This is a genomic window from Sphingobacterium psychroaquaticum (assembly GCF_900177625.1).
Taxonomy (GTDB): domain Bacteria; phylum Bacteroidota; class Bacteroidia; order Sphingobacteriales; family Sphingobacteriaceae; genus Sphingobacterium; species Sphingobacterium psychroaquaticum.
The window spans coordinates 332,295-356,020 of the sequence record NZ_FXAU01000001.1 but is presented as its reverse complement, the minus strand read 5'-3'; the positions used below and the strand labels follow the sequence as shown (position 1 = coordinate 356,020).

Genomic DNA, 23,726 nt, shown 5'->3' with positions numbered 1-23,726 from the left:
ACGAATTTGCCGGACATGATGTAGAAATGATGTAGTCCTATTCTTTGAAGTACGCCCTGCTTCACCCTACTTTTGATTAGCTAATTTATAAACAAGATTTCCTAAATGTTAAATTGATCGTGCATGAAAAACAAATTTCTACTATTTGCTTTAGTTATGTTCGTGTCCGTATGTTATGCCCAAGCGCAGAACCGGACAGTAACGGGCAAAATCACGGATGAACAAGGTCGCGCTGTTGTCGCGTCGATTACCTTGAAAGGTTTTCCTTCTGTAGGAACAACCAGCAATGAGGCCGGAACCTACAGCCTCACCTACACACAAACGGCAGACTCTTTAGTTATCTCGTCCATCGGCTACCGCAAGAAGACCGTGCCACTAACCGGTGCGACAGTTAATGTCGAAATGCAAGCCGATGGTAATTACCAACTCGATGAGGTGGTCATTGTGGGATACGGTACACAACGGAAAGGCGACCTAACCGCCCCCGTAACAACCGTCAACATGGAGCAGGCAAATAAACGTACGGTAACCAACCCGATGGACGCTCTTCAAGGTGCGGTGTCGGGCGTACAGGTGGTGAGCTCAGGCGCACCGGGATCGTCACCGATCGTGCGTGTACGTGGTGTCGGATCGTTCAACAACGAAAGCCCTCTTTATGTTGTAGACGGGATGTTTATGAATAACATTGATTTCCTAAACCCGAATGACATCGCCGAGATGTCGGTGTTGAAAGACGCTTCGGGTGCGGCTATCTATGGGGTTCGTGCCGCCAATGGAGTGATCATCGTGACCACGAAAAAAGGAACGCTCAACATGAAAACACGCGTTACCTACAATGGGTACACTGGTTTCCAGCTACCAACCAACGTTTTAAAAATGGCAAATGGCACACAATATGCGGCCTATGCGCGCGCAAAGGGTGATGAATATATCGTCAAGAACTCCATTGAAAAATTTGGTGGCACATTGGAAAATCCAACCATGAATACCGATTGGTACAACGAACTCTTACGTTCCAAAGCGCTCATCACCAACCACAATGTCGATGTTCAAGGCGGTAGTGATAAAATCACCTACACCTTTGGCGTAAACTACTTGGATCAAGATGGTATTATGGATGCGGAGAATTACCACCGCAAATATAACATCCGCATGCAAACTGAAGCACGCGTTGCGCCATGGTTAAAGATCGGTTTTACCGCACATATTAACAACACACGCGCCTATCGCCCGAGTAATGTTGCCTTCCGCCAGGCTTACTTCGCATCACCGCTTTACCCCGGTTATGACCCTTCTCTGGAGCAAGCTGATCCAATTAAATTTGGAACCAGCGCGTCCCTGGGGATCACCTCCGGATTCTGGTTCAACAATCCGCTCGCAACAGCTTATTACAACAATAACCAAAATAAAGGCTTTCAAATTCTGCCAAGCGCATATTTAGAGGCAGAGTTCTGGAAAAACAAGCTGACATTCCGTTCCCAATTAAGTCAACGTTATCAATCAAACCACGGTACAGAATACACCCCGGTTTATTACATTGATAACAACCAACGCAGTGAACGTTCGTACCTCCGCTCTGCACAAGGTCGGAATACAGACTACATCCTAGACAATTTACTAACCTACAAAGATCAAGCAGGAAATCACCATTGGTCGGTTCTCTTGGGTCAATCTGTCCGCGAAGAGCGGTGGCGCGAAACATGGGTATCCGCCAATGATGTGCCGGCAGCACCAGAATTCTGGTATGTGGGTCAAGGTGCGCAAGGTATTGGATCGGCGACAGGCTATGGTGAAAATGGTTTCCGTAATTCTGGTTTATCTTTCTTCACCCGGGGTACCTACGATTATAAAAACAAGTACCTGCTGACGGCAACGTTTCGTGCCGATGGCAGCTCCAAGTACCAGACGAAATGGGGGTACTTCCCTTCTGTCGGTCTAGGCTGGGTCTTGAGCCGCGAGAAATTTATGGAAAACCAGTCCTTATTTAATCTGTTGAAAATCCGTGGTAGCTGGGGCCTCTTGGGTAACGATGGTATCCAACCAAATGCCGGTTATGCCATTGTCAACTCAGGCAACAATAACTCTGGAATTTTTGGCAGTATTGGAGACAGCTATGGTGCGCGTGTTCCTGGATATCGCGTGGGCCGTTTCTTTACGCAGGTACGTTGGGAAGTTGTTGAAGAATGGGATGGTGGACTTGACTTTGCCTTGCTGAACAACCGTTTAAACGGTACGGTTGACTACTACCATAGAAAAACCAAAGATCTTGCCTTCAGTCGACCGATTCCTTTTATGTGGGATCGCGTATATGGAAACTGGGGGACGGTCGCCAATAGTGGATGGGAATTTCACTTGGATTGGAAGGATAAAGTCGGGCAATTGGGCTATAATATAGGCGCTAATCTATCTACGTTGAAAAACGAGGTAACCGATCTTGCCGGCTTAGCAAATATTATGAATGGATTCCCTGAGTGGGCCGCTGAATTTCCAGCGCGTATTCAAGAAGGTCAACCCATCAATTACTATTATGGTTATGAGGTTGCTGGTGTCTACCAGAACCAAAACGAAATCGATGCCGACCCTATTGCCAGTCGCTACAACCAGCAGAACCCAGGTTCCCCGATCTTACCCGGATACCTGAAATATAAAGACCAGAATAACAATGGTGAACTCGATGAAGCAGACCGTGTTAATTTAGGAAGTTACATCCCTAAAATCACGTATGGTTTTAATATCGGACTGAATTACAAGAGATTTGACATGAATATAGCCTTCCAAGGGGTTTCTGGAAATAAGATCCACAACCTAAACCGTGCTATGCGACGCAAATATCCGCAGATGAATGCCGATGCCGCCTTTGTTGAGGGGTTATGGACAGGTGAAGGTTCCACAAATGCCTACCCTTCTGCACAAGGAAGTGTGGCCTCTTGGAATCTACAAGCCAGCTCTTTCTTTGTCGAAAGTGGTTCTTACTTGCGTATCCAGAATATTCAGGTGGGATACAACTTCCATATCAAGGAATCTATTCCGGTGCGCATCTTTGCTACGGCCGATAGACCTGCTATCTTTACGCGCTACAATGGTTTTTCACCTGAAATTGCAGGAAATGGCAATACCGCACAGGAAGCTACAATGGGCTACGATGCCAATGTATATCCGATTTCCTCGACCTACAGTTTAGGGCTGCGTGCAAGTTTCTAATTATTTAACGACAAAAAGAAATCAACATGAAAAATTATAAATTAATCCTTTTAAGTGGGTGCATCGGCGCCGCATCGCTGCTGAGCGGATGCGACAAGTTCTTAGATAAGCCCTTAGAAAATCAACAACGCTCCGAGGAAATAAACTACAGCAACCTGGCACAGATGTATGCCCCGGTTTCAGGTGTATATCGTGCTGCATCGGATGATAATTTGGTTCACTGGATCGACCTGTCTATTCGTTGTATGCGGGACGACGACTACCAACAGGCTGCACCTAGTCCCACCGACAATCCGGAGCTCATGGCGATCAAGAATTTTCAGCGCGATGTAACGATTCAATCCTACTGGGGGCTAAATCAATCCTGGATCAGCTATTACAGTCTTGCCATAGCGGCCAATAATGCGCTGATGGAGCTGGACCTCTTCGCGCAACATATTCCTGCAGGAAACAGTGCTGATCTCGCGTTAAACAGGCAGTACAAAGCAGAAGTACGCTTCCTACGCGCCTACGCACACCTCATGGCTTCACGCCTTTTCGGCGATGTGCCTATCCTTTCGGATAGCGGCGATATTGCGCGCTTAACAACGATCGGAAAGAGCTCCTTTGCGGAAGTCAGACAGTTTATAATCGACGAAATGAACGCGAGTATTCCCGACCTGGAAGATAAACGACCGAACGAATCCAAGCATATCGGTGCGGTCACCAAATACTCGGCGCTCTTGCTGAAAGCGAAGGCAGCGGCAGACCTTGCCGGAAATAACAACAGCAGTCCGTTTTGGGATGAAGTACTAAATGCAACTGATCAAATCATTAACAGTAATAAGTTCTCTTTGTATGGAGATTATTACCAATTGTTCAAACGTCCTGGAAAATTAAGCAACGAATCCCTATTTGAGTTGCAGTATTCAGACTTTGGGCTTCCGGCAGGTGATATTGTTCGTCCGGGTGTCGATTGGGGAACGTTCTTTCGCTGGCAAGGCCCGGCCGGTGACCAACGTGGAAGCGCGATCTCGGGAGCCGGATGGGTACCACCATCACAGAATATTGTAGATTTCTTGACAAACCGCGGCGACCTTACCCGACTGAATACAACAATTCTTCATTGTGGTATTGATGGCGACCCCGCTACATTCAAAGAAACCCCAAGTGGCGATAAAGTGTATGGAAACACATTCCGAATCAAATATTTCAACGGAAAAACATACCTCCCTGTTTCACAAATGACCGAAGGACGGGTGGAATATGGTGCAAACAACAATGTGCGTATCCTTCGCTATTCGGATGCCCTCCTACTCAATGCGGAAGCAAAAGTGCGGAAGGGACAAAATGGAGATGAGCCTTTCCGTTTGGTACGCGAGCGTGTAAACATGTCGGCAATTACCGGCGTTACCTTAGAGCAGATACTGGATGAACGTCGCGCCGAGTTTGCCTGTGAATGGTGGGGCGAACGTTTCAACGACCTCGTACGCACGGGACGCGCGAAGCAAGTCTTTGGGGATCGTTTTATTCCAGGACAAAGTGAATATATTCCGATCCCGCAAACACAAATTGACGCCAACACAAATTTTAGATAACGTAACTTGCATGACTGTATGGTGCCTCTTTAGGCGAAGCACCATACGGCCATACTTCCCATAAGGATTCTTCACTAATACGAATGACAATGAACTGGACAAAACGAATAGCATGGATGGTATTTTTATTTATTTCGACCTCCACCTCCCTCTTAGCGCAACGAAAAACTGCAATAAAAGCAGAAATCGTCAAGCAAAAAAGTGGCTATGTATTAAAACGCGGCGGCAAACCTTACTTTATTAATGGTGCCGGTGGCACGGGGTATTTAGACCGTTTACATGCGTATGGCGGTAATTCGATCCGCACCTGGAGCATTGATAATGCGAAACGCATCCTCGATGAAGCACAACGTTTGGGTCTCACCGTTACGTTGGGTATCCGCATGGGCACCGAAAGACATGGTTTTGATTACAATAATCCGCAGGCCGTAGCCGAGCAATTGGAACGCGTCCGAAAAGAGGTGGCGGAATTTAAAGACCATCCGGCGCTTTTGGCCTGGGGAATTGGCAACGAGCTTAATCTACATTACAGTAACCCCAAAGTATGGGACGCGGTAAATGAGGTCGCTGCGATGATTAAGAAACAAGACCCAAACCACCTGGTTACAACAATGTTGGCCGGTGTAAACAAAAAGGAAATCGATTTCATCAAAGCAAAATGCCCGGCATTAGACCTCCTTGCTGTGCAGGTCTATGGCGGATTAGCTTCTGTTCCGCAGCAGCTCCGTGAGGCAGGTTGGGATAAGGCCTATATTGTGACCGAGTGGGGACCTACCGGCCATTGGGAAGGACCGCAAACGCCATGGAAGGCATCCATCGAAGAAAGTAGTAGCGAAAAGGCTGCCGTGTATAAAAGTAGGTATCAGGCGTCTATAGCACAAGATAAAAACTGTCTGGGTTCGTATGTATTTTTATGGGGACAAAAACAAGAGCGTACACCAACTTGGTACGGGCTCTTTACCGAGCAAGGCGAAGAGAGTGAGGTGATCGATGTTATGCATTACTTATGGACCGGAAAAGAACCACAGAATAGAGCGCCACATTTGGATGCACTTCTACTCGATAAAAAGAAAGCTTTGGATTTTATTTACCTACGCCCCGATCAGCTGTATAAGATTGACGTGCAGGTTTCGGATCCAGATGGTGATACACTTCATACGCGTTGGGAGTTGCTCCCGGAAAGTACCGATCTAAAAGAAGGTGGTGACCGCGAAAGCAGACCTGCACCGATCGCAGGTGCTGTTGACCCTGAATCCTATAATAGAGCGACACTTACGGCTCCTGCTACACCCGGCGCATATCGTCTCTTTGTCTATGTGACGGATGGTAAAAATAAAGTGGCGACCGCCAATATTCCGTTTTATGTACAGCCGGCCGATGCCACCACGGCAACAAACGGAAAATCGTACCGTTTTTCAACACAACCTACCTGGGCAGATGAGTTTGATTACAAGGGGCTGCCTGATCCAAAAAAATGGTCCTATGATGTAGGTTCGCAAAACGGCGGTTGGGGAAACAATGAACTCCAATATTACACGGACGCCGATTCAAAGAATGTCAAGGTTGAAAATGGTGTATTGAAGATCACGGCCCTCAAGGAAGAAAAGGAAGGGATGAACTACACCTCTACCCGCCTTGTAAGCAAAGGTAAGGGAGACTTCCTTTACGGACGTTTTGAGGTTCGCGCAAAAGTACCGTACGGTCGCGGCACCTGGCCTGCTGTATGGATGTTGCCAACCGATTGGGTATATGGCGGCTGGCCTAACTCCGGTGAAATCGATATCTTGGAGCATGTCGGCTACGATCAAAATGTGGTGCATATCTCCGTACATACCAAAGATTACCACCATTCCGTAGGCACACAAAAAACAGCGGTTAAGAAGATTCAAGGAGCCAGCGATACGTTTCACCTATACCGTATCGACTGGACCCCCGATTATATTAAAGGATTTGTGGACGACATCGAGATCTTTCATTTCGACAATGAAAAGAAAGATTTTAAGGCTTGGCCTTTTGACCAGAAATTTCACTGGCTAATCAACCTGGCAGTGGGCGGTTTCTGGGGCGGCCACAAAGGTATCGATGACGGTATCTTTCCGGCAAGTATGGAGGTGGACTACGTGCGGGTATATGACTTGGTTAATCCGTAGTTGACTAGTTGGTGGTTGGATAGTTGGTAGTTGGTAGTTGGTAGTTGGTAGTTGGTAGTTGGTAGTTGGTAGTTGGTAGTTGGTGGTTGGTGGTTCGTTAAAACTAAGGACTACCAACTACTATCTACGATCTAAAAACTACACACTAAACTTGCTGGCGCGAGCCTTTGGCTCGTGTCCTTCAGCATGATATCATAGTAAGTCCGAGCTACAAGCCTGCCTGCGGTAGGCAAGCTCGAACTAGCGGAAATGATAGACATAACCCCAAAAGCCACAAAATTCAGCTACGCTGAACCCTTCACGGTTTGTGGCTCTACTCCCTACTATCTACGAACTACGATCTACTCCCTACCAACTAACCTAAATTGCAAAAAAAGCTTCCAGCTCTTGCAAGGTCTCGGCAGACGTTACGCTATCCTTCACGACCACCCCTTTGTTCAATGCGATAATCCGATTCGAGACATCCACGGTATGCGATAGATCATGGCTCGACACCAGGATCGTGTGGGCACCCGTCGTCGAAAGATCCAGGATTATCTTCTTTAAGCGAAATTGACTACTCGGATCCAGGTTCGCAAAAGGTTCATCCAAAATAATAAGTTCAGGATTGCCAATAAACGTAGCAACAATACCGACTTTTTTCTGATTTCCTTTGGACAGGTCACGCAGGTATTTCTTCTTTCCTAAGATTTCATCATTAAAGAAGTCACTGTAGTTTGCTAATAACGCATCAACATCCAGGTTACGCACGCCTCGCAACTCCCCCACAAAGTAAAAATACTCTTCTGCCGTTAAGTAATCAATCAAAAAGCTTTCGTCTATAAAAGCGCTCGTAAATTCCTTCCAACGTCCATCACGCTGTACATGGACATCGTTAACAGAGATTTCACCTGTAGTGGGCCTAATCAGATCCAATATCAGACTAAAAAGAGTGGTCTTTCCCGCGCCATTATTACCGACCAAGCCAATGCTATCACCTTTACGAATAGTTAAGGCCGGAATATCCAATACACATGCTTCGCCGTAATATTTAGTAAGATCTTTTATCTCTATCATGTTATTCAAATTATAGTTAAAGGAAGTCATTAGTTTACACTTTGTTTAAAGCCAATCAACATATCATGCTTTTTTTCATCATAGCAGGCGGCGATGCGCTGTATAAGCATCTTGCGCAACAACAGCCCCATCACACCGAACAACGCAAGCGCTACGACAGCGGCCTGTTGGTTCCAAATCATTGAGGTGAGCCCCCAAATCAACATCGGCCCCAGCATAAAAGGAATAATGATCAGCCATTGGGCTGCGCCCGTTCCCTGGTAATTAAAGGTCGCCGATTTATCCAGGTCAATCCGTTTCCGGTTAAAGCTGCCAAAGTATAAGATCAAAGGGATATTAACGCCTATATTATACAGAGCACAGGCTAACTGAAGGAACAATATTTGATACCCGAAATAGACATAAGGTGTACTCAATATCGCCAATATGACCACCGATAAAGTCATCAATAATGCTTTTGATTGTAAGTATTGGTAGAATGGTATATTTTGAGTCATCAACATCGGAAAATAAGAGCTATCCCATGCCGGTACAAACTGACCAAAATTAGCAACAAAGATCCCCGTAATGAAAATACCAACAAAGATCAACATTACCGATCCTTCGGGTTTGCTACTCGGGTAAAAAATCAATCCATAGCCCAAAAAGAGTAAGGCCATATAAAGGGTGGCTTTTGTTCGTTTATTACGCCACATCAACCGAATATCGAGCTGTAAAAAAGGAGCGAGTTTACCGAATCTATTTGTCCAATCTAAATCCAGCTGCTGTACGGTCTCGCTTTTCCCCTTTAAAGAGGCATCCAGGTACAACAGGTTGGATAACTGCCTGACATTGATAATGTATAGCAACACACATAATACCGCGGGTATCAACGCCAAAATCGGATATTTAAGTACCGTGTCTAAGTATGTACCAAAGAGGCTGGTAAGCGAAAAAATAGCATAATGATCCAACAGGTATAACCCACCTACCAGCGAGACAACCAGTGCAAAAGATGTGATACTACTGTTTATGGTACGTTGTATTATGAAGTTCAAGAAATTTATCGAAAAGACCACCCCTTTGACCGCAACCAACCAAGCCAATATAGCAAGGAGATCCGGTTGATTTTTGGTATAATATACAATCACAAAAGGAATAAAAAACAGAAATGCGAGTAAATTAAAGAAAGAGAACAAAGTCTTGATCAACACATAGTTGACAATAATCTTCCGTTTAATTTCCTGCAAGAGCAATGGCTTCACCCGCATAACCGGTAAGTTCTGCATCATAAAACGAATGAACAGATCTACTGCAAACCAAACCAAAAGATAGCTATTGATAATATGGAGCGGATCCTGACCGGGAAAATACTTTTCGAGCAACGGATGTATCCCAAGTCCCAGCGACAAGAAAATCATCATAAAGTACAGGGCAAAGAAACCCAGCAATGCTTTCATCGCAATCCCCTTACCTAAACTAGCCGAACGAAAAAAAGCCTTCCATTCTAAAACGAACAATCGTCTGAACATATACAGGAAAAATTTAAGTTGGAAGAGGTCATACTCTCCCTATGTTAGTATGAATTGTCCTAAAAATAGGAAAAATAATAGACTTTCACCGGTCTAAATTTCATTACGCACGAAACCGTCACGGTCAGTAGCTCTAACCCCTTAACCATCTAACTTCTTAACTCCTTAACCCGCTAACCCCTTAACCATCTAACTTCTTAACTTCTTTTCCTAACTTTGTGTTATGCAGATTCTCCTGATCGAAGACGACTTACGTGTAGCTGAACTTATCCAGCGCGGATTGACCGAGCATGGCTTTACCCCGACGTTGGCCTACGACGGTCTTTCGGGTAAGAAGTTAGCCCTACAAAACAACTACGATCTCCTCATTACGGATATCATCCTTCCTAAGATGGATGGTTTAGATCTATGCAAGGAAATTAGGCAAGCCAAACCCGATATCCCCATTATTATGTTGACTGCCTTAGGTACGACTGATGATAAGGTAGAAGGTTTTGATGCCGGTGCAGACGACTACCTGGTCAAACCGTTCGAGATGCGCGAGCTTTTGGTCCGCATTCGAGCGCTCCTAAAACGAAACAGTAAGAATACCCAACACACTGGATTTATCATCCGATATGCCGATCTAGAGATGAATCTACATGCCAAAGTGGTCAAACGGGAAGACAAAGAAATCAACCTGACACCGAAAGAGTTTAAGCTGTTGGAATATATGCTTCAAAACCCCGAACGCGTCCTTTCCCGCTCAGAGATAGCCGAGAAAGTATGGGATACCCATTTCGACACAGGCACCAACTTCATCGATGTTTACATCAACTATCTGCGTAAAAAAATAGATAAAGACCACAACAATAAGCTGATACACACCAAATCAGGCATGGGCTTTGTGCTAAAATCAGAGTAATGCAGATTAAAACAAGATTAACCTTACTATTTACCCTCATAGCGGCAACTATTCTCCTGATCTTTGCTGCCGTTATATATTACGCGGCGAAGGAAAGCCGAGAGCGTGAATTCTATGCCTTATTGCAGAAGGAAGCCTATACCAAGGTTAATCTATTCTTGGATGCACAAGTAGACAAAAACACACTCCAAGAAATCTATCACAATAATCGAAAGATACTGAATGAGGTGGAAGTAGCGATCTATAGCACGGACTATAATCTACTTTATCACGACGCCGTCGATCTGGATTTCGTCAAGGAGACCGAAAAGATGTTGCAAGAAATCCGAAAGAAAGGGAAGATCGAATTTTACCAAGATAACTGGCAGGTAATCGGTATCGTTTATCCCTACCGAGGGCAAGACTTTATTGTCACTGCTGCCGCCTACGACCAATATGGATACAACAAACTGGAGCATCTGCTCCAAACGATGGTGGTGGTGTTTATCTTCTCCATGGTCATCATCTACCTGGCGGGGCGGTTATTCTCCACACGTGTTTTCGCCCCGATCAATAGCATGACCGAGAAAGCACGTCGTATATCCGCAACGAACCTCGATCTTCGCTTAGCGAGCAACCACACCAAGGATGAGCTATCACTTCTGGCTGATACCTTCAATGATATGCTGGATCGTTTGGAAAATTCATTTGATGCACAAAAAAGCTTTGTCTCCCATATATCACATGAGCTACGGACACCATTGGCTGCGATTATTGCCGAGCTGGAACTGGCAGGAAACAAAGAACGTACCACAACAGAATACAAGCATGTCATCAACAATACCTTATCTGATGCTCAAAAACTAGTACGCCTCTCCAACAGTTTATTGGATTTTGCAAAAGCGAGCTACGACCCTACGGAAATTGCTTTTCGTCCGGTTCGAGTGGATGAACTTCTTTTAGATGCGCGGCAACAAGTCCAGCAAGCGGAGAAGACCTACAAAATAGATATCCACTTCAGTGAAGATATTGAGGACGAAAACCATATCTCGGTGAATGGAAATGAATATCTTCTGAAGGTTGCTTTTATCAATCTTTTTGAGAATGGTTGTAAATTTTCACCCTTACGTCAAAGCACCGTACATGTTGCCTTTGATGCCCAGGACATTATCCTCCATTTCTCCGATCAGGGGATTGGTATTCCTGCAGAGGATCTCGAGAATATCTTCCTCCCCTTTTACCGCGGAGAAAACCGACAATTTGCCGATGGAAACGGTATCGGTCTCCCCCTGACAAAAAAGATTATTCTACTACACCAAGGCGAGCTGTCCGTACAATCGATCGCACAGGAAGGGACCCGCTTTACCGTTCGGCTTCCCCATCTCTAATTCATTCTAATAAAATTCTAATATTTTTCTAGTGGCCTTCTAACGGCGACTATGCGCTTGTATCCTCACTTTTGTGCACTGCAAAACATAAAGCGTGTCAAATATGGGAATCTTAGACTTTACATTACGTCTCCTTACCGGCCTTGTGCTCGGAGCTGCAATCGGTCTGGAGCGCCACTGGCGGCAGAAACGTGCCGGTTTACGCACCAATACCTTGGTATCCTTAGGTGCCACGGCTTTTATGTTACTGTCCATCGAAATCGGGGGTGATGCCTCCGCCCGTGTCGCTTCGTACATCATCAGTGGCATTGGTTTTTTAGGGGCTGGTGTCATCATGAAAGATGGCTTAAACGTTCAAGGCCTAAATACCGCAGCAACCATTTGGTGCTCGGCGGCAGTCGGTTCACTAAGCGGCATGGGGAAACCACGACAAGCACTCGTCCTCACGGCCGTTATTATGCTTACCCACCTCATCTTACGACCCATCGGCCGACGACTCAGCAAGCTCACCTTTACGCAATCAACAGATATGGAAATCGATTACCTGTTTACCATTGTCTGTAAACCACAGATCGAAAATCAGGTGCGGGTGTTGCTGATGCAAATGTTGGGCAATGAAGATGATTTATTGCTCCAGTCACTCTCCTCTGATGATACCGAAGACAGCGATAAGGTATCGATTCAATCGGTTATCAAAACCGCCAGTCCGCAGGACGGATTAATAGAACGGGTAGCGAGCCGATTAACCATCGAAGAACATGTTGCCAAAGTAAGCTGGGAAATTATAGGAACACAATCGGACCTCTAAAAGAGTCGTTATGAAAAAATTAAAAGACAAAATCAGCACCCCATTCCAAAGTGCGATCCACGCGAGTGGTATGAATATGGCCACGGTTATCAAATTGCAGCAAGCCTCCAGTCAGGATGATAAATACGTGTATGCGATGCTGGAAACTAATGTGCAGGGTATCACGAAAGTAATGGCGGAAGAGCGGCGTACCAAGTTTGGCTTAAACGAGGTACAACACCAAATGGCACCTCGCTGGTATAAGCAACTGTTGGATGCTTTTGCCAATCCCTTTATCTATATATTAATCGCGATCGCCGGTGTATCATCCATTATTGATATTTGGCTCCCACAACCGGAAGACCGGGATTACAAGACGGTGCTCGTCGTATCCATCATGATTTTCATCAGTACCTTTCTCCGTTTCATACAGGAGTTTCGCAGCAACAAAGCCGCAGAAAAGCTTAAAAGTATGGTGAAAACGACAGCTACGGTGCAACGTCGTTTTACGGGGAAGCTCGAAATACCAATCAGCAAATTGGTTCCTGGGGATGTGGTCTATTTATCGGCAGGCGATATGATTCCGGCGGATTGCCGCATCGTGCAGAGCAAAGATCTTTTTGTCAGCGAAAGCATGCTGACGGGCGAAGCCCTACCTGTGGAGAAAAACCATCTCCCAATCCGAGATGCAGCAGATAAACGGGTCATTGACCTGCACAACCTCTGCTTTATGGGGACCAATGTGGTCAGTGGTTCTGCAATCGCCGTAATTGTGGCGACAGGTAATAGCACCTACTTTGGAAGTATCAGCAAATCCATCACGGAGGACCGTCCGGAAACAAGCTTCGACCAAGGGATCAACAAAGTAAGTTTACTACTCATCCGTTTTATGTTGGTCATGGTGCCTATTATTTTTTTAATCAATGGTTTCGTTAAGGATGATTGGTTGGAAGCCTTATTGTTCGCTATTGCCGTAGCTGTGGGATTAACGCCCGAGATGCTGCCTATGATCGTGACCGCCAATCTGGCGAAGGGAGCGGTGAATATGAGCAAACGAAAAGTAATCGTCAAACGCCTGAATGCCATTCAAAATATTGGAGCGATGGATATTCTGTGTACGGACAAGACGGGGACGTTAACCCTGGATAAGATCGTGCTGGAAACACACCTGAATGTGTATGGTGTAGAGGATGACGAGGTCTTGAAATGGGCATATCTGAACAGTTTCCATCAAACAGGCCTACGAAACTTAATGGATAAAGCGGTACTCGATCATGTGGAGCTACACGATTACCTCAAGGTGGAAGAGAAATATATCAAGGTCGATGAGATTCCTTTTGATTTTGAGCGTCGGCGGATGTCGGTTATCCTAAAGATGCATAACGGTAAACATTTGTTAATCTGTAAGGGAGCTGTAGAGGAAATGTTGGAGCTTTGCAGCAAGGCGCTGGATCCGGGCGATGACCGGACAGTCCATTTAGAGAGTGATAAGGCTGTTCCTATGGATGATACTATGCGTAAGATTGTCCTGCGCACATCCAAACGACTCAATGAGGAGGGATTGCGCGTACTTTTAGTAGCCACTAAAGAGTTTGATGCGGCCCATCCCCTTACCTATTCATTAGAGGATGAAAAAGACCTAACACTAACGGGGTTTATCGGTTTCCTTGATCCCGCTAAGCCTTCTACAGCGCCGGCCATTGAAGCACTACAAAAGTTGGGCGTGGGCATAAAGGTGCTTACCGGCGATAATGAGACCGTGACACAAAAGATTTGTCGTGATGTAGGTATTCCGGTAAATGAAGTCGTAAATGGCAATGAGCTGGATAACATTTCCGATGACCAATTGATGGAACAGGTGGAACGTGTATCTGTTTTCGCCAAATTGAACCCCTTGCAAAAGGTACGTGTTGTCAAAGCCTTACGCGAAAAAGGACATACCGTAGGCTTCTTAGGGGATGGAATCAATGATGCGGCGGCGCTTCGGGAAGCGGATGTGGGCATCAGTGTGGATACCGCAGTGGATGTGGCCAAAGAGAGTGCGGATATCATACTCTTGGAAAAAGATCTTTTGGTGTTGCGCAAAGGGGTGATCTATGGACGTCGTACCTTTGGAAATATCATTAAGTATATTAAAATGACGGCCAGTAGCAACTTCGGAAACATGTTCAGTATGGTCGGTGCAAGCGCTTTTCTGCCGTTCTTACCGATGCTTCCTATCCATCTATTGGTACAGAATTTACTGTATGACATCTCACAGATTTCGATTCCGTGGGATAGCGTCGATGAAGAGTTTTTACGGGAACCCAAAAAGTGGGATGCTACTGGTATATCCCGATTTATGGTATACATAGGCCCCATAAGTTCGATCTTTGATTTTGTGACTTTCGCCGTCATGTATTTTGTGTTCAAAGCAAATACGGTGGAACATCAGACCTTGTTTCAAACGGGTTGGTTTGTGGAGGGATTACTCTCGCAGACGCTGATTATCCACATGATTCGTACCCGCAAGATTCCGTTTATCCAAAGCTGGGCAGCGGCTCCGGTGGTGGCCTTGACTTCCTTAATCATGGTCATCGGGATACTCCTTCCTTTCTCTCCTTTTGCGGGAGCACTTAAAATGGAACCACTCCCGCTAGCGTATTTCCCGTGGCTGATCGGTATTTTAACCGCCTACTGTTTATTGACGCAATGGGTCAAGAATTGGTTTATCCGGAAGTTTGATACCTGGCTTTAGGAAGGGGCCTTGGTAGTTGGGTGGTTGGGTAGTTGGTGGTTTGTAGATTGTAGAGCCACACCCCCCCGAAGGACGCAGCTACATTTTGTGGCTTTTCTATTTACTACCCTTGCTAATTCGAGCCTGCCTACCGCAGGCAGGCTTGTAGCTCGGACTTTTCTTTGAAGCCTACAGCTCAATCTTTATAGTTAGTAAAATAGCGAAGCACACTAGCCCAAGGCTCGTGCCAGCAAGAGATGTAGTACCTTGCACGATATTTTACTTTCGATATTTATTAATTGGATTCTTACTCGTATGAAACACGGCCAAGATTAGAACTATACGTAATTGTTCGTAGATTTTGAAAACTAAAACAAAAGGAAAGACGCCGATTTTACATTCCCTGTATTGGTTGAACTTTATCTGGTATTGCTCTGGATTATTTGCTATTAGGTTTACCTTTTTTTCAACTGAAGATTCAAATTTCGCACCTAGACCTTTTAATTTTTCTTCATACCATAAATATGCCTCGATATATTCTTTCTCTGCCAATTTATGGAAACGAATGTTGTATTTCGTCAAACCTCTTTATGTGTTTTTGCGTTCTCTTTTACTTCCATCCATGAAGAAGTCGGCTTTCCATCTTCTTCAAACATTTCTACACGTTTATCAAGCTCTTTAATTGTCTTAGCATCATCCCATCCGATACTTTTGCTATTAATTTCGTCTTCTAATAATGTATAGGCTTCTCGCAAGCTGTTTTCATCAGCATTGTTGATATAGTTAAATAATCGATTTCGAATAGTTTTTACTAACATAGCCCCTACTTAATAGTTGTATCACAAATATACATAACACCATACGAAAACCAAAACATTCGATTGCTGCGTCTTAACCTCCTCAAAATGAAGACGAAGTTTTCGGTAGAAGTTCAAGGGAGTAAAAACTGCTCTCCCTTGAAACATCTATTTAACTACTATGCGGCCAGTTTACTTTCTCGCATGGAGAAGATCGACTGTAAAACCACCGACATCATAATCAATCCAAGTCCGATATAGAAGGAAGCATTCACTTCTTGTCCTTCTTTAAAGAAAAGAAATGCCATCGCAATCGCATACACCGGCTCTAAATTAAACGTTAAGCTTACCGTAAACGTCGGAATTCGCTTCAACACCTCGGCAAAGATCACATATAGTCCTGCCGTACAGAAAAGTGCCAATAGAAATAAATACAACGTATCACTTCCGGTCGGAACAAGCGTATCCGATGGAAAGAAATACAAGTAAACAGGTAAGAGGAGCCCGATTCCAATCATTCCTCCTGCCATCTGGTAATAGTTGATCAGTAAACTGTTATATCGCTTCACTAATCGTGCATTAAACACCGTATACAAAGCTGCTAATGCAGAGGATACAACGCCCAACATAATGCCCAGTTGGTAGCTACTATCGAAATGGAAAATAAGTGAAATACCTGCAATAGTCAATCCGCTTAACAGCAGTTCCATCGGGTTGATCTTCGTCTTATCGATCATGGGTTTAAAGATGGCCGTAAAGAAGCTCGTTAAACAATAGCATACCACACCGATCGATATGTTTGCAGCCTTAATACTGCCATAGAAAAATACCCAGTGTATCGCAATCAACATGCCCACCTTAATAATATCCATGCGTTGTGCGAATGGAATCTTTGTATTGACTTTAAAAATTCGTGTTAGAACAAAGAGAATGATCGCCGCAAAGAGCATCCGATACCAGGTCAAAAGACCTTCGTTTAATGTAATAAGCTTGCCGAAAACACCTGTAAATCCAGCTAAGAGCACAGCCAGGTGTAAGAGTAGATATGATTTTTTCATAAGAAGTCCTACTCACCCTTCTGGGCGAGTACAATATTAATGTTTGATAAATAATCACGCAGCCTTTTAAACTGTTGTTAAAAGGGCTTTACTGCGCATCCGATACGTACGAAAACACTAATATCTTGGTGGAGGAAGACTACTTTTTCTGTTCATATGTTATACAAGGTGAAAAAAATCAAAAAACGCGGTCATGGATTGCGCACAAAAAGGGCAAATATGCTCGTGGTTTGGTTGATTTACGTAACAAACGTAATAAAAAATCGCTACTAATCCTATAGGTATTTATTAGATATGATAATTGATTTACATGGTTCTACACGTATCTTTGTATGACATAAAAACGAGAACATGGCAGGATTAAAAAAAAGCAAAGAACTAGCTCATAACGGGTTCGGCACAAAAAAAAGCGGATTAAAAGAAAATATGATGCGCTTGATTTTTAGTTTCATCGCTATAATTGGAATAAGCCATGCGTCTGTCTATGGACAAGGCAAGCCTTTGGTCATCGAAAAGATAAATGATAAGATCTATTTATTTACCACATACAACACGTATAATGGCGTAAAAATATCGGCCAATGGGCTCTATATGTTGACAAAAAAAGGCGCGATCTTGTTTGATACCCCGTGGGACGCTACACAATATCAACCCTTATTGGATAGCATCCAGGAAAAGCACCAGATGTCGGTAATCGGTGTTTTCGCCTCCCACTGGCATGAAGACCGCGCAGGAGGCTTTGCGTACTACAATGCAAAAAAAATTCCGACCTACGCAACCAAGCTGACCAACGAGCTTTTGCACGCCAATGGGAAAGCTCGATCCACACACCTGCTTACCACCGGAAAAACATACACCATCGGTGGTGAATCATTTGTGTTTAATTTCTTCGGGGCAGGGCACTCTATGGATAACACGGTGGTTTGGTTTCCGGCATACAAAATCCTTAATGGGGGCTGTTTTATCAAAAGCGCTGATGCACAAAATCTCGGTTTTGTAGGTGATGGTGATGTTAAAGCCTGGAAACCAGCACTCGCTCGACTGATGCACCAATATCCCGATATAAAACTGGTTATTCCAGGACACGACGACTGGCGTGCTTCGGGTCACATGGAGCGAACATTAGAGTTGCTGGAGGGTAGTTTGTAGTTGGTGGTTCGTAGTTTGTAGTTTGTAGATTGTAGTTCGTAGATTGTAGAAGGTAGTTGGTGGTTCGTAGTTGATCATTTTTAGATCACTCAGCGGGTCCAAAAGCTTCGAAGACACCTTCCCTCCTTAACAACCACATACCCAATTTTTGATCGGCTACCCCATCGCGTAGACGGTACGTAAACAATACACCCGCATCATCATCGGTACGTGTCTCCATGGATTGGAAGCTAATCTGCTTATTTTCAGTCAGCACCTTTGTCAATTCCGTAATATGTGTAGAAAGAAAAAATAAGCTCTCCTCATCACTTTTCAAGCGCTGCACCAACAACAGTGTAGCCTCAAAAGCATCGTCGTAATTTGTTCCTTTAAAGAGCTCATCAAACATCACTGCCACTCGTTTCTTTTGTCCAACCTCCTGGGCAACTAATTTCACCCGATGTACCTCGCTCAAAAAGTGACTCTGACCAGATGCTAAGCTATCCGAAACATTAATGGACGTAATCAAACCACTATAGCACAGCAGATCCATCCGTTTTGCAGGCACGGGAAAGCCCATGTGTGCTAAAGCAATACATGCCCCCACACTTTTCAAGAAAGTAGATTTACCCGTCATATTGGCGCCCGTCAAGAACACGATATTTCGTCCCTTTTTTATGACAAGGTCGTTTGTCACCGGATTTTCCAGCGCCAGGTTATACAGCCCATCAATACGGATAAGCGTATCGCCTTCACGATGGAACGATGGGAAACACAGGTTCGACTGCCCCAACGTACGGCCGACGGCTCGAAAAGCGTCCAACGTGTAGACCATACGGAATATATCCTGTATCTCCTTTTGCTTGACGCTACGAAAGAGATGGTCGTACCGGATGCGTGTGCTTGCGGACAGTTTTCCAGACGCGATATTTTCCAGCTCCTCCATCTGCATATCTGCGACCACCTCGTAAAAGGAATCCGCCAGTATCTGCAACACCCCTGTGGCTTTCTTCTCTTTCTTTACTCCCGCAAAAAAAGAGGAAAGCCGAACAAGAATCTGTGCAATTTCTTTAATAGACTGCCGGATCAACAAATCTTCTTGCTGACTCCGTAAGGTCCAAAAATTAGTCGCCAATTTATCCACATAATGCGTAAATACGCTGTCAGAATACAGCTTATTGGTATTCGCGAGATACCGTTCTAAGTCAGACAGCATAAATTTATCGAACACCGTATCCAAGGCATCCACACCAGAAAGGTATTGAATAGCTTGTTGGCGTTCGTTGATTTCTGCGACGGTATCTAAGGGATGGCGGAAGTATTCGTACAACATATCTCGCCCTCCCACTGTTCCTGCGGAGTCGAAAAAACGCAATAAACTTGCGGAATTCCAATCCAGTGCATTTAGATCCGAGAGCGTTTGCTGGTCCAGCTTAAACATAATTTCACATCGTGGTTGGTTATCCGAATGTAACGAAAAAAGTGCAACAGCAAACCCTGAGGCAGAGGAATTAACATTTTTAACATTATCTCAGGAATAAGCGCGATCACCTACTTCCATTTTTCACCTAAACGGCGCACCTTCGCCACCCATTTCGATCGTTGTTCCGCGGTTGCTTTCTTTACCACACCAACATAGGTCAATCTGACGGGTCTGATACCACAAAACTCCAATGTAGACTTGCGAAGCTGATTCACACTTGGACGGCCAAACAGGAGTCTATATATCCAGCCGGGTTGATCCAACGTGGTAATAATCCTTGCCGATCGTCCCTTCAGCAGCTTCTCCCAGAAGAGCGAATTCTCCCGGTAGCTAAATGCCATCCCCGGCAAAAACAACCGATCAATAAACCCTTTCATCACGGCTGGTAGACCACCCCACCATACCGGGTGTACCCACACCAAATGCTCCGCCCATAGAATAGTTTCCCATGCGCGTTGCAGGTCAGGCTCCAATTCCATCCGTTTTTGATAGCCATATCGTAAATTCGGATCAAAATCAAGTGCTGAAATAACAATCTCCCGAACCTCTGCCCCAGTATTTCGCGCACCTTCCACATAAGCCTGCGCCAATCCAGCGTTAAGGGCGGAAGGATTCGGGTGTCCATTGATTACTACTATTTTTTTAGCCATTTTTATCTTATTCTATATCACTCCAAAGATAAAACAGTGAACAGCGGCTTTTAGTGGACAAATGTCTAAAAAGTAATCTCCTTACGAATACGGCTCAAATGCCGTTGGGTAATGCCCAAGAAAGAAGCTAAATAATGAAGCGGAATCTGTTGAATATAGATCGGATGATGACGCAATAAATAGGCGTAACGCTCGGCCGCCGTTTCCCGGAGCAACTGAAAAATTCTATTCTCCAGTTCTAAATACTGCTGTTCGGCGACAACCTTTAGGAAGACCATCCATTTCGGGTTTTCCGTCACCCATCGATCTAAATCTTTCTTTTGAATAACAAGGAGTGACGCATCTGATAGTGCGCACAAGGTCTCTAGTCCCGGATCCCCCGTAATAAAGGATGAATATGCCCCCAAGAGGTCTCCAGGAAAGCGAAAGCAATAGGTGACCTCTTCGCCATTTTCTTTTGCATAATAAGACCTGAAGATGCCTGTTTCGATAAAGGCAACTTCTGTGCAACGCGTTCCCTCACGGATAAATGACGCCCCTTTCTTCAGGTGGCGAACCGTAAACAAGGGCACGAAGGCTTCAATTTCCCGATCATCGAAAATCGCAAAGCGCTTAAAGAATTCCGTTAGTGTCATCCCTATAAAAATAGTATTTATTCCCTGTTATCACACAGCATACCCCACTAAACGCCATCTTATTTATCCACAAACTGGACTAGCTAAAGGATTTAGGTAAAGAATACCTTTGTCACATCATTCAAAAAGGACGATTTATGATGAACTATCCATGTCGTACAGACGCCACAAACACGCTTAAAAAAGCGTTGGATATTCTCTAAGCCATAGAAAGACAAATTATTTATATATGAAACATCTTATTAAAAAAGCAAGTTTAGAAGATCTGGACGAAACAGCCGAATTGTTTAACCTCTACCGTATTTTTTATCGGCAGGAATCAAACCTGGAGCGTGGAAAAGCCTTTATCAAAGAAAGATTACTGAACAATGAGTCGGATATTTTCTTAGCGATATACGAAGGAAAAGCCGTGGGTTTTACACAGCTGTACAAGCTGTTCCACTACACGAAACTGGAGAAACAGTGGTTATTGAGTGATCTTTTTGTACACCCCGATTACCGCGGTAAAGGGCTATCTATTGCACTCATTGACCGCAGTAAGCAATGGTGCGAGGAAACCGGCGCTTGTGGTTTGATGCTTGAAACAGAAAAAACAAATGATGTCGGCAACCAATTGTATCCGCGTTGCGACTTTGAATACGACGGTTTACACAATTACTACCATTGGTGGAAATAAACCCCTTTGCGAAGCCGGTGTCTGCGCCTCTTGCACACCGGCTCTTTTGCTTCCTCAGATAATTTGGCTACCTTTGTACCAATAAGTACAACATTTTATGTTTTCTGCATCCGTGTAAATACCATATCGCGAGTTAGCATCTCTACCCTGAGAGGCCAAGAATACTGAATGGGCACCTGTAAATATAAACAACAGCCCGCATCAAATTCAGTAGATTGTCGTGGTATGGAAAATCTCAATCCCTTTTTTAATTAATTAATCTAGTTGACCCTTTTTTGGTGACGGGTTACTAGTGGATTTATGTGGATCAAAAAGATCCTGTATTATGATTTGAGATCATGATTTACCCGAATAATTTCGAACAGCGAATCGGCATCGATACGATTCGTCATTACATTATTGAAAAATGCCTGAGTACGCTTGGTACCTCGTGTGTACAAGCGATGTCTTTCTCTACCGACTGGTCCACGATCGAACAGTGGCTCATGGAAACCGAGGAATTTACCCGTATACTAAACAACAAGGAAACTTTTCCGATCGATTTTTACCTGGACATGCGCGATACTTTGCGTCAGGTTGAGCACGATTTTACGCTTTGGTTTTCCGAGGAAGATACAGCTGGTTTAATGAACTCGCTACAGACCTTATCCGACATTGTCGATTTCTTCCAACGTGCCAAAGTAGGCGCAGGTCGTCCCAAGTATCCCGCTTTATTGCAGGCCGCAGATCGGATAAAAACCTTTCCAGCCGTAATTGAACAAGCAAACAATATCCTCGATAAATCTTTTAAAATCAAGGACAATGCTTCCAGCACGTTGGCGCAGATTCGACGTGGCAAGATCGAAGCCACCAAGGCTATTTCACGTCATATGGAGGCCGCTATGCGCCAGGCGAAGGCAGACGGATTGATCAGTAAGGACATGCAGCCCAGTGTACGCTTTGGGATTCAGTTGATCCCAGTCAATGCCACACATAAAAGAAAGATCAAAGGTGTAGTACATGATGGGTCTGGTAGTGGAAAAACCGTTTATATTGAGCCGGAAGCAGTCGCAGAGGCCAGCAATAAGTTAAAAGAACTGGAACGTACAGAACGACAAGAGGTTATTCGCATATTGACGGTCTTTACCAACCTAGTCCGCCCCGCGATACAAGAGATGTTGGATGGATATAACTTCTTGGGCACGATCGATTTCATTCGTGCAAAAGCAGCTTTCTGCATTCGGATCAATGCTGTCAAGCCTGTACTGGTGGACACCCCTCAGATACGATGGTCCAAGGCGGTCCATCCGCTCCTGCATATAGCGCTTTTACAGGAAAATAAAACGGCGCATCCACTGGACATCACACTAGAGCAACAGGCGCGGATCTTATTGATATCAGGCGCAAATGCAGGAGGCAAGTCACTCTGCCTAAAAACAGTAGCCTTGCTGCAATACATGTTGCAATGTGGTTTATTGATTCCTGTTGAGGCAGGATCAGAGGCGGGTATATTTGCGCATATCCTCATGGATATCGGTGATGGACAAAGTATGGAAAATAGCTTAAGTACCTACACGTCCCATCTTTCCAATATGAAGGTATTTTTGCAGGAATGCCACAATAAGACATTGATTTTAATTGATGAATTTGGTGGCGGTACAGAACCGCAAATTGGGGGAGCCATTGCGGAAACACTGCTAGAGCGGTTTAACGAACGTGGATGCTTTGGTATTATTACCACACACTTCCAAAACTTGAAGCATTATGCCGACAGAACAGCAGGCGTTATCAATGGTGCCATGCTGTACGATGTGCAGCAGATGAAGCCCTGCTACCAATTGGCTATCGGTCAGCCAGGAAGTTCATATGCCGTCGAAGTTGCCCGCAACATTGGACTACCCGAAGATATAATAGAAGCGGCATCGGTAAAAGTGACGCGTTCAGCAGAAATTGTGTAACACGCTCTTCCTCTTTAGCCTAAAAGAGGGATACAGGATTTTTCAGAACGATAAAGGGTGCCCTTACAGGCACCCTTTACTTCTAATAAAACG

The 23,726-nt window shown here is 44.7% G+C and carries 18 protein-coding genes; 10 read left to right on the top strand and 8 right to left on the bottom strand.

Translation table 11 applies throughout. From position 1 onward, the window contains the following. The first annotated feature begins 123 nt into the window (after window positions 1-123). From B9Y69_RS01460 to B9Y69_RS19045, 3 genes are all read left to right on the top strand, one after another. Complete coding sequence (locus B9Y69_RS01460) at window positions 124-3,201, top strand: SusC/RagA family TonB-linked outer membrane protein (protein ID WP_085471238.1); 3,078 nt, start codon at window positions 124-126, stop codon at window positions 3,199-3,201. A gap of 26 nt (window positions 3,202-3,227) precedes the next feature. Further along, window positions 3,228-4,778: a RagB/SusD family nutrient uptake outer membrane protein gene (locus tag B9Y69_RS01455; protein ID WP_085471237.1), complete on the top strand. Its 1,551-nt coding sequence runs from the start codon at window positions 3,228-3,230 to the stop codon at window positions 4,776-4,778. 89 nt (window positions 4,779-4,867) lie between these two features. After that, window positions 4,868-6,928: a family 16 glycosylhydrolase gene (locus tag B9Y69_RS19045; RefSeq protein WP_159451785.1), complete on the top strand. Its 2,061-nt coding sequence runs from the start codon at window positions 4,868-4,870 to the stop codon at window positions 6,926-6,928. 360 nt (window positions 6,929-7,288) lie between these two features. Here B9Y69_RS19045 and B9Y69_RS01445 read toward each other — a convergent pair whose 3' ends face one another. Then, window positions 7,289-7,984, bottom strand: coding sequence for an ABC transporter ATP-binding protein (locus tag B9Y69_RS01445; protein ID WP_085471954.1), 696 nt, complete (start codon window positions 7,982-7,984; stop codon window positions 7,289-7,291). Between the two features lie 29 nt (window positions 7,985-8,013). After that, window positions 8,014-9,495 carry a DUF5687 family protein gene (locus B9Y69_RS01440; protein WP_085471236.1) on the bottom strand — a complete coding sequence of 494 codons (1,482 nt, stop codon included), beginning with the start codon at window positions 9,493-9,495 and terminating at the stop codon, window positions 8,014-8,016. Between the two features lie 223 nt (window positions 9,496-9,718). Between B9Y69_RS01440 and B9Y69_RS01435 the strand changes: the two genes are divergently transcribed. The 4 genes from B9Y69_RS01435 to mgtA all read left to right on the top strand — a co-directional run bounded on the left by B9Y69_RS01435 (window position 9,719) and on the right by mgtA (window position 15,290). Continuing rightward, window positions 9,719-10,399 (top strand): response regulator transcription factor, encoded by a 681-nt coding sequence (locus B9Y69_RS01435; RefSeq protein WP_085471235.1) that lies wholly within the window; start codon window positions 9,719-9,721, stop codon window positions 10,397-10,399. Further along, entirely contained in the window at window positions 10,399-11,766 is a 1,368-nt protein-coding gene (locus tag B9Y69_RS01430) for a HAMP domain-containing sensor histidine kinase (RefSeq protein WP_085471234.1), read from the top strand. Before B9Y69_RS01435 ends, B9Y69_RS01430 begins: the two co-directional genes overlap by 1 nt. A 103-nt stretch (window positions 11,767-11,869) precedes the next feature. Next, entirely contained in the window at window positions 11,870-12,574 is a 705-nt protein-coding gene (locus tag B9Y69_RS01425; protein WP_085471233.1) for an MgtC/SapB family protein, read from the top strand. 10 nt (window positions 12,575-12,584) lie between these two features. After that, window positions 12,585-15,290, top strand: coding sequence for a magnesium-translocating P-type ATPase (gene mgtA / locus B9Y69_RS01420; RefSeq protein ID WP_085471232.1), 2,706 nt, complete (start codon window positions 12,585-12,587; stop codon window positions 15,288-15,290). Between the two features lie 258 nt (window positions 15,291-15,548). Here mgtA and B9Y69_RS19395 read toward each other — a convergent pair whose 3' ends face one another. The 3 genes from B9Y69_RS19395 to B9Y69_RS01405 all read right to left on the bottom strand — a co-directional run bounded on the left by B9Y69_RS19395 (window position 15,549) and on the right by B9Y69_RS01405 (window position 17,124). Then, the gene (locus tag B9Y69_RS19395; protein WP_085471231.1) at window positions 15,549-15,851 is read right to left on the bottom strand and encodes a type II toxin-antitoxin system RelE/ParE family toxin; all 303 of its coding nucleotides are present in this window, start codon (window positions 15,849-15,851) and stop codon (window positions 15,549-15,551) included. Next, on the bottom strand, window positions 15,848-16,087 hold the full coding sequence (locus B9Y69_RS01410; RefSeq protein WP_085471230.1) for a hypothetical protein: 240 nt from the start codon (window positions 16,085-16,087) through the stop codon (window positions 15,848-15,850). The genes B9Y69_RS19395 and B9Y69_RS01410 overlap by 4 nt, the downstream gene beginning before the upstream one ends. Before the next feature lie 158 nt (window positions 16,088-16,245). Continuing rightward, window positions 16,246-17,124, bottom strand: a complete 879-nt coding sequence (locus B9Y69_RS01405) for a DMT family transporter (RefSeq protein ID WP_085471229.1) — start codon at window positions 17,122-17,124, stop codon at window positions 16,246-16,248. A gap of 351 nt (window positions 17,125-17,475) precedes the next feature. On the opposite strand from B9Y69_RS01405, the gene bla reads away from it, so the two are divergent. Next, on the top strand, window positions 17,476-18,273 hold the full coding sequence (bla, locus tag B9Y69_RS01395; RefSeq protein WP_234991037.1) for a BlaB/IND/MUS family subclass B1 metallo-beta-lactamase: 798 nt from the start codon (window positions 17,476-17,478) through the stop codon (window positions 18,271-18,273). 85 nt (window positions 18,274-18,358) lie between these two features. Here bla and B9Y69_RS01390 read toward each other — a convergent pair whose 3' ends face one another. The 3 genes from B9Y69_RS01390 to B9Y69_RS01380 form a co-directional block, all read right to left on the bottom strand. Next, window positions 18,359-19,693 (bottom strand): MutS-related protein, encoded by a 1,335-nt coding sequence (locus B9Y69_RS01390; protein ID WP_085471227.1) that lies wholly within the window; start codon window positions 19,691-19,693, stop codon window positions 18,359-18,361. A gap of 110 nt (window positions 19,694-19,803) precedes the next feature. Next, on the bottom strand, window positions 19,804-20,385 hold the full coding sequence (locus tag B9Y69_RS01385; RefSeq protein ID WP_085471226.1) for an NAD(P)H-dependent oxidoreductase: 582 nt from the start codon (window positions 20,383-20,385) through the stop codon (window positions 19,804-19,806). 65 nt (window positions 20,386-20,450) lie between these two features. Continuing rightward, complete coding sequence (locus B9Y69_RS01380) at window positions 20,451-21,020, bottom strand: Crp/Fnr family transcriptional regulator (RefSeq protein ID WP_085471225.1); 570 nt, start codon at window positions 21,018-21,020, stop codon at window positions 20,451-20,453. A gap of 229 nt (window positions 21,021-21,249) precedes the next feature. Here B9Y69_RS01380 and B9Y69_RS01375 point away from each other — a divergent pair, with 229 nt between their 5' ends. Next, the gene (locus B9Y69_RS01375) at window positions 21,250-21,696 is read left to right on the top strand and encodes a GNAT family N-acetyltransferase (protein ID WP_085471224.1); all 447 of its coding nucleotides are present in this window, start codon (window positions 21,250-21,252) and stop codon (window positions 21,694-21,696) included. A gap of 338 nt (window positions 21,697-22,034) precedes the next feature. Continuing rightward, window positions 22,035-23,633: an endonuclease MutS2 gene (locus tag B9Y69_RS01370; protein WP_085471223.1), complete on the top strand. Its 1,599-nt coding sequence runs from the start codon at window positions 22,035-22,037 to the stop codon at window positions 23,631-23,633. Window positions 23,634-23,726 lie beyond the last annotated feature (93 nt).

Bases quoted from the DNA above. Each gene is read 5' to 3' on its own strand.
- B9Y69_RS01460 (WP_085471238.1), top strand. From the start codon at position 124: ATGAAAAACAAATTTCTACTATTTGCTTTAGTTATGTTCGTGTCCGTA.
- B9Y69_RS01455 (WP_085471237.1), top strand. From the start codon at position 3,228: ATGAAAAATTATAAATTAATCCTTTTAAGTGGGTGCATCGGCGCCGCA.
- B9Y69_RS19045 (WP_159451785.1), top strand. From the start codon at position 4,868: ATGAACTGGACAAAACGAATAGCATGGATGGTATTTTTATTTATTTCG.
- B9Y69_RS01445 (WP_085471954.1), bottom strand. From the start codon at position 7,984: ATGATAGAGATAAAAGATCTTACTAAATATTACGGCGAAGCATGTGTA.
- B9Y69_RS01440 (WP_085471236.1), bottom strand. From the start codon at position 9,495: ATGTTCAGACGATTGTTCGTTTTAGAATGGAAGGCTTTTTTTCGTTCG.
- B9Y69_RS01435 (WP_085471235.1), top strand. From the start codon at position 9,719: ATGCAGATTCTCCTGATCGAAGACGACTTACGTGTAGCTGAACTTATC.
- B9Y69_RS01430 (WP_085471234.1), top strand. From the start codon at position 10,399: ATGCAGATTAAAACAAGATTAACCTTACTATTTACCCTCATAGCGGCA.
- B9Y69_RS01425 (WP_085471233.1), top strand. From the start codon at position 11,870: ATGGGAATCTTAGACTTTACATTACGTCTCCTTACCGGCCTTGTGCTC.
- mgtA (WP_085471232.1), top strand. From the start codon at position 12,585: ATGAAAAAATTAAAAGACAAAATCAGCACCCCATTCCAAAGTGCGATC.
- B9Y69_RS01410 (WP_085471230.1), bottom strand. From the start codon at position 16,087: ATGTTAGTAAAAACTATTCGAAATCGATTATTTAACTATATCAACAAT.
- B9Y69_RS01405 (WP_085471229.1), bottom strand. From the start codon at position 17,124: ATGAAAAAATCATATCTACTCTTACACCTGGCTGTGCTCTTAGCTGGA.
- bla (WP_234991037.1), top strand. From the start codon at position 17,476: ATGGCAGGATTAAAAAAAAGCAAAGAACTAGCTCATAACGGGTTCGGC.
- B9Y69_RS01390 (WP_085471227.1), bottom strand. From the start codon at position 19,693: ATGTTTAAGCTGGACCAGCAAACGCTCTCGGATCTAAATGCACTGGAT.
- B9Y69_RS01385 (WP_085471226.1), bottom strand. From the start codon at position 20,385: ATGGCTAAAAAAATAGTAGTAATCAATGGACACCCGAATCCTTCCGCC.
- B9Y69_RS01380 (WP_085471225.1), bottom strand. From the start codon at position 21,020: ATGACACTAACGGAATTCTTTAAGCGCTTTGCGATTTTCGATGATCGG.
- B9Y69_RS01375 (WP_085471224.1), top strand. From the start codon at position 21,250: ATGAAACATCTTATTAAAAAAGCAAGTTTAGAAGATCTGGACGAAACA.
- B9Y69_RS01370 (WP_085471223.1), top strand. From the start codon at position 22,035: ATGATTTACCCGAATAATTTCGAACAGCGAATCGGCATCGATACGATT.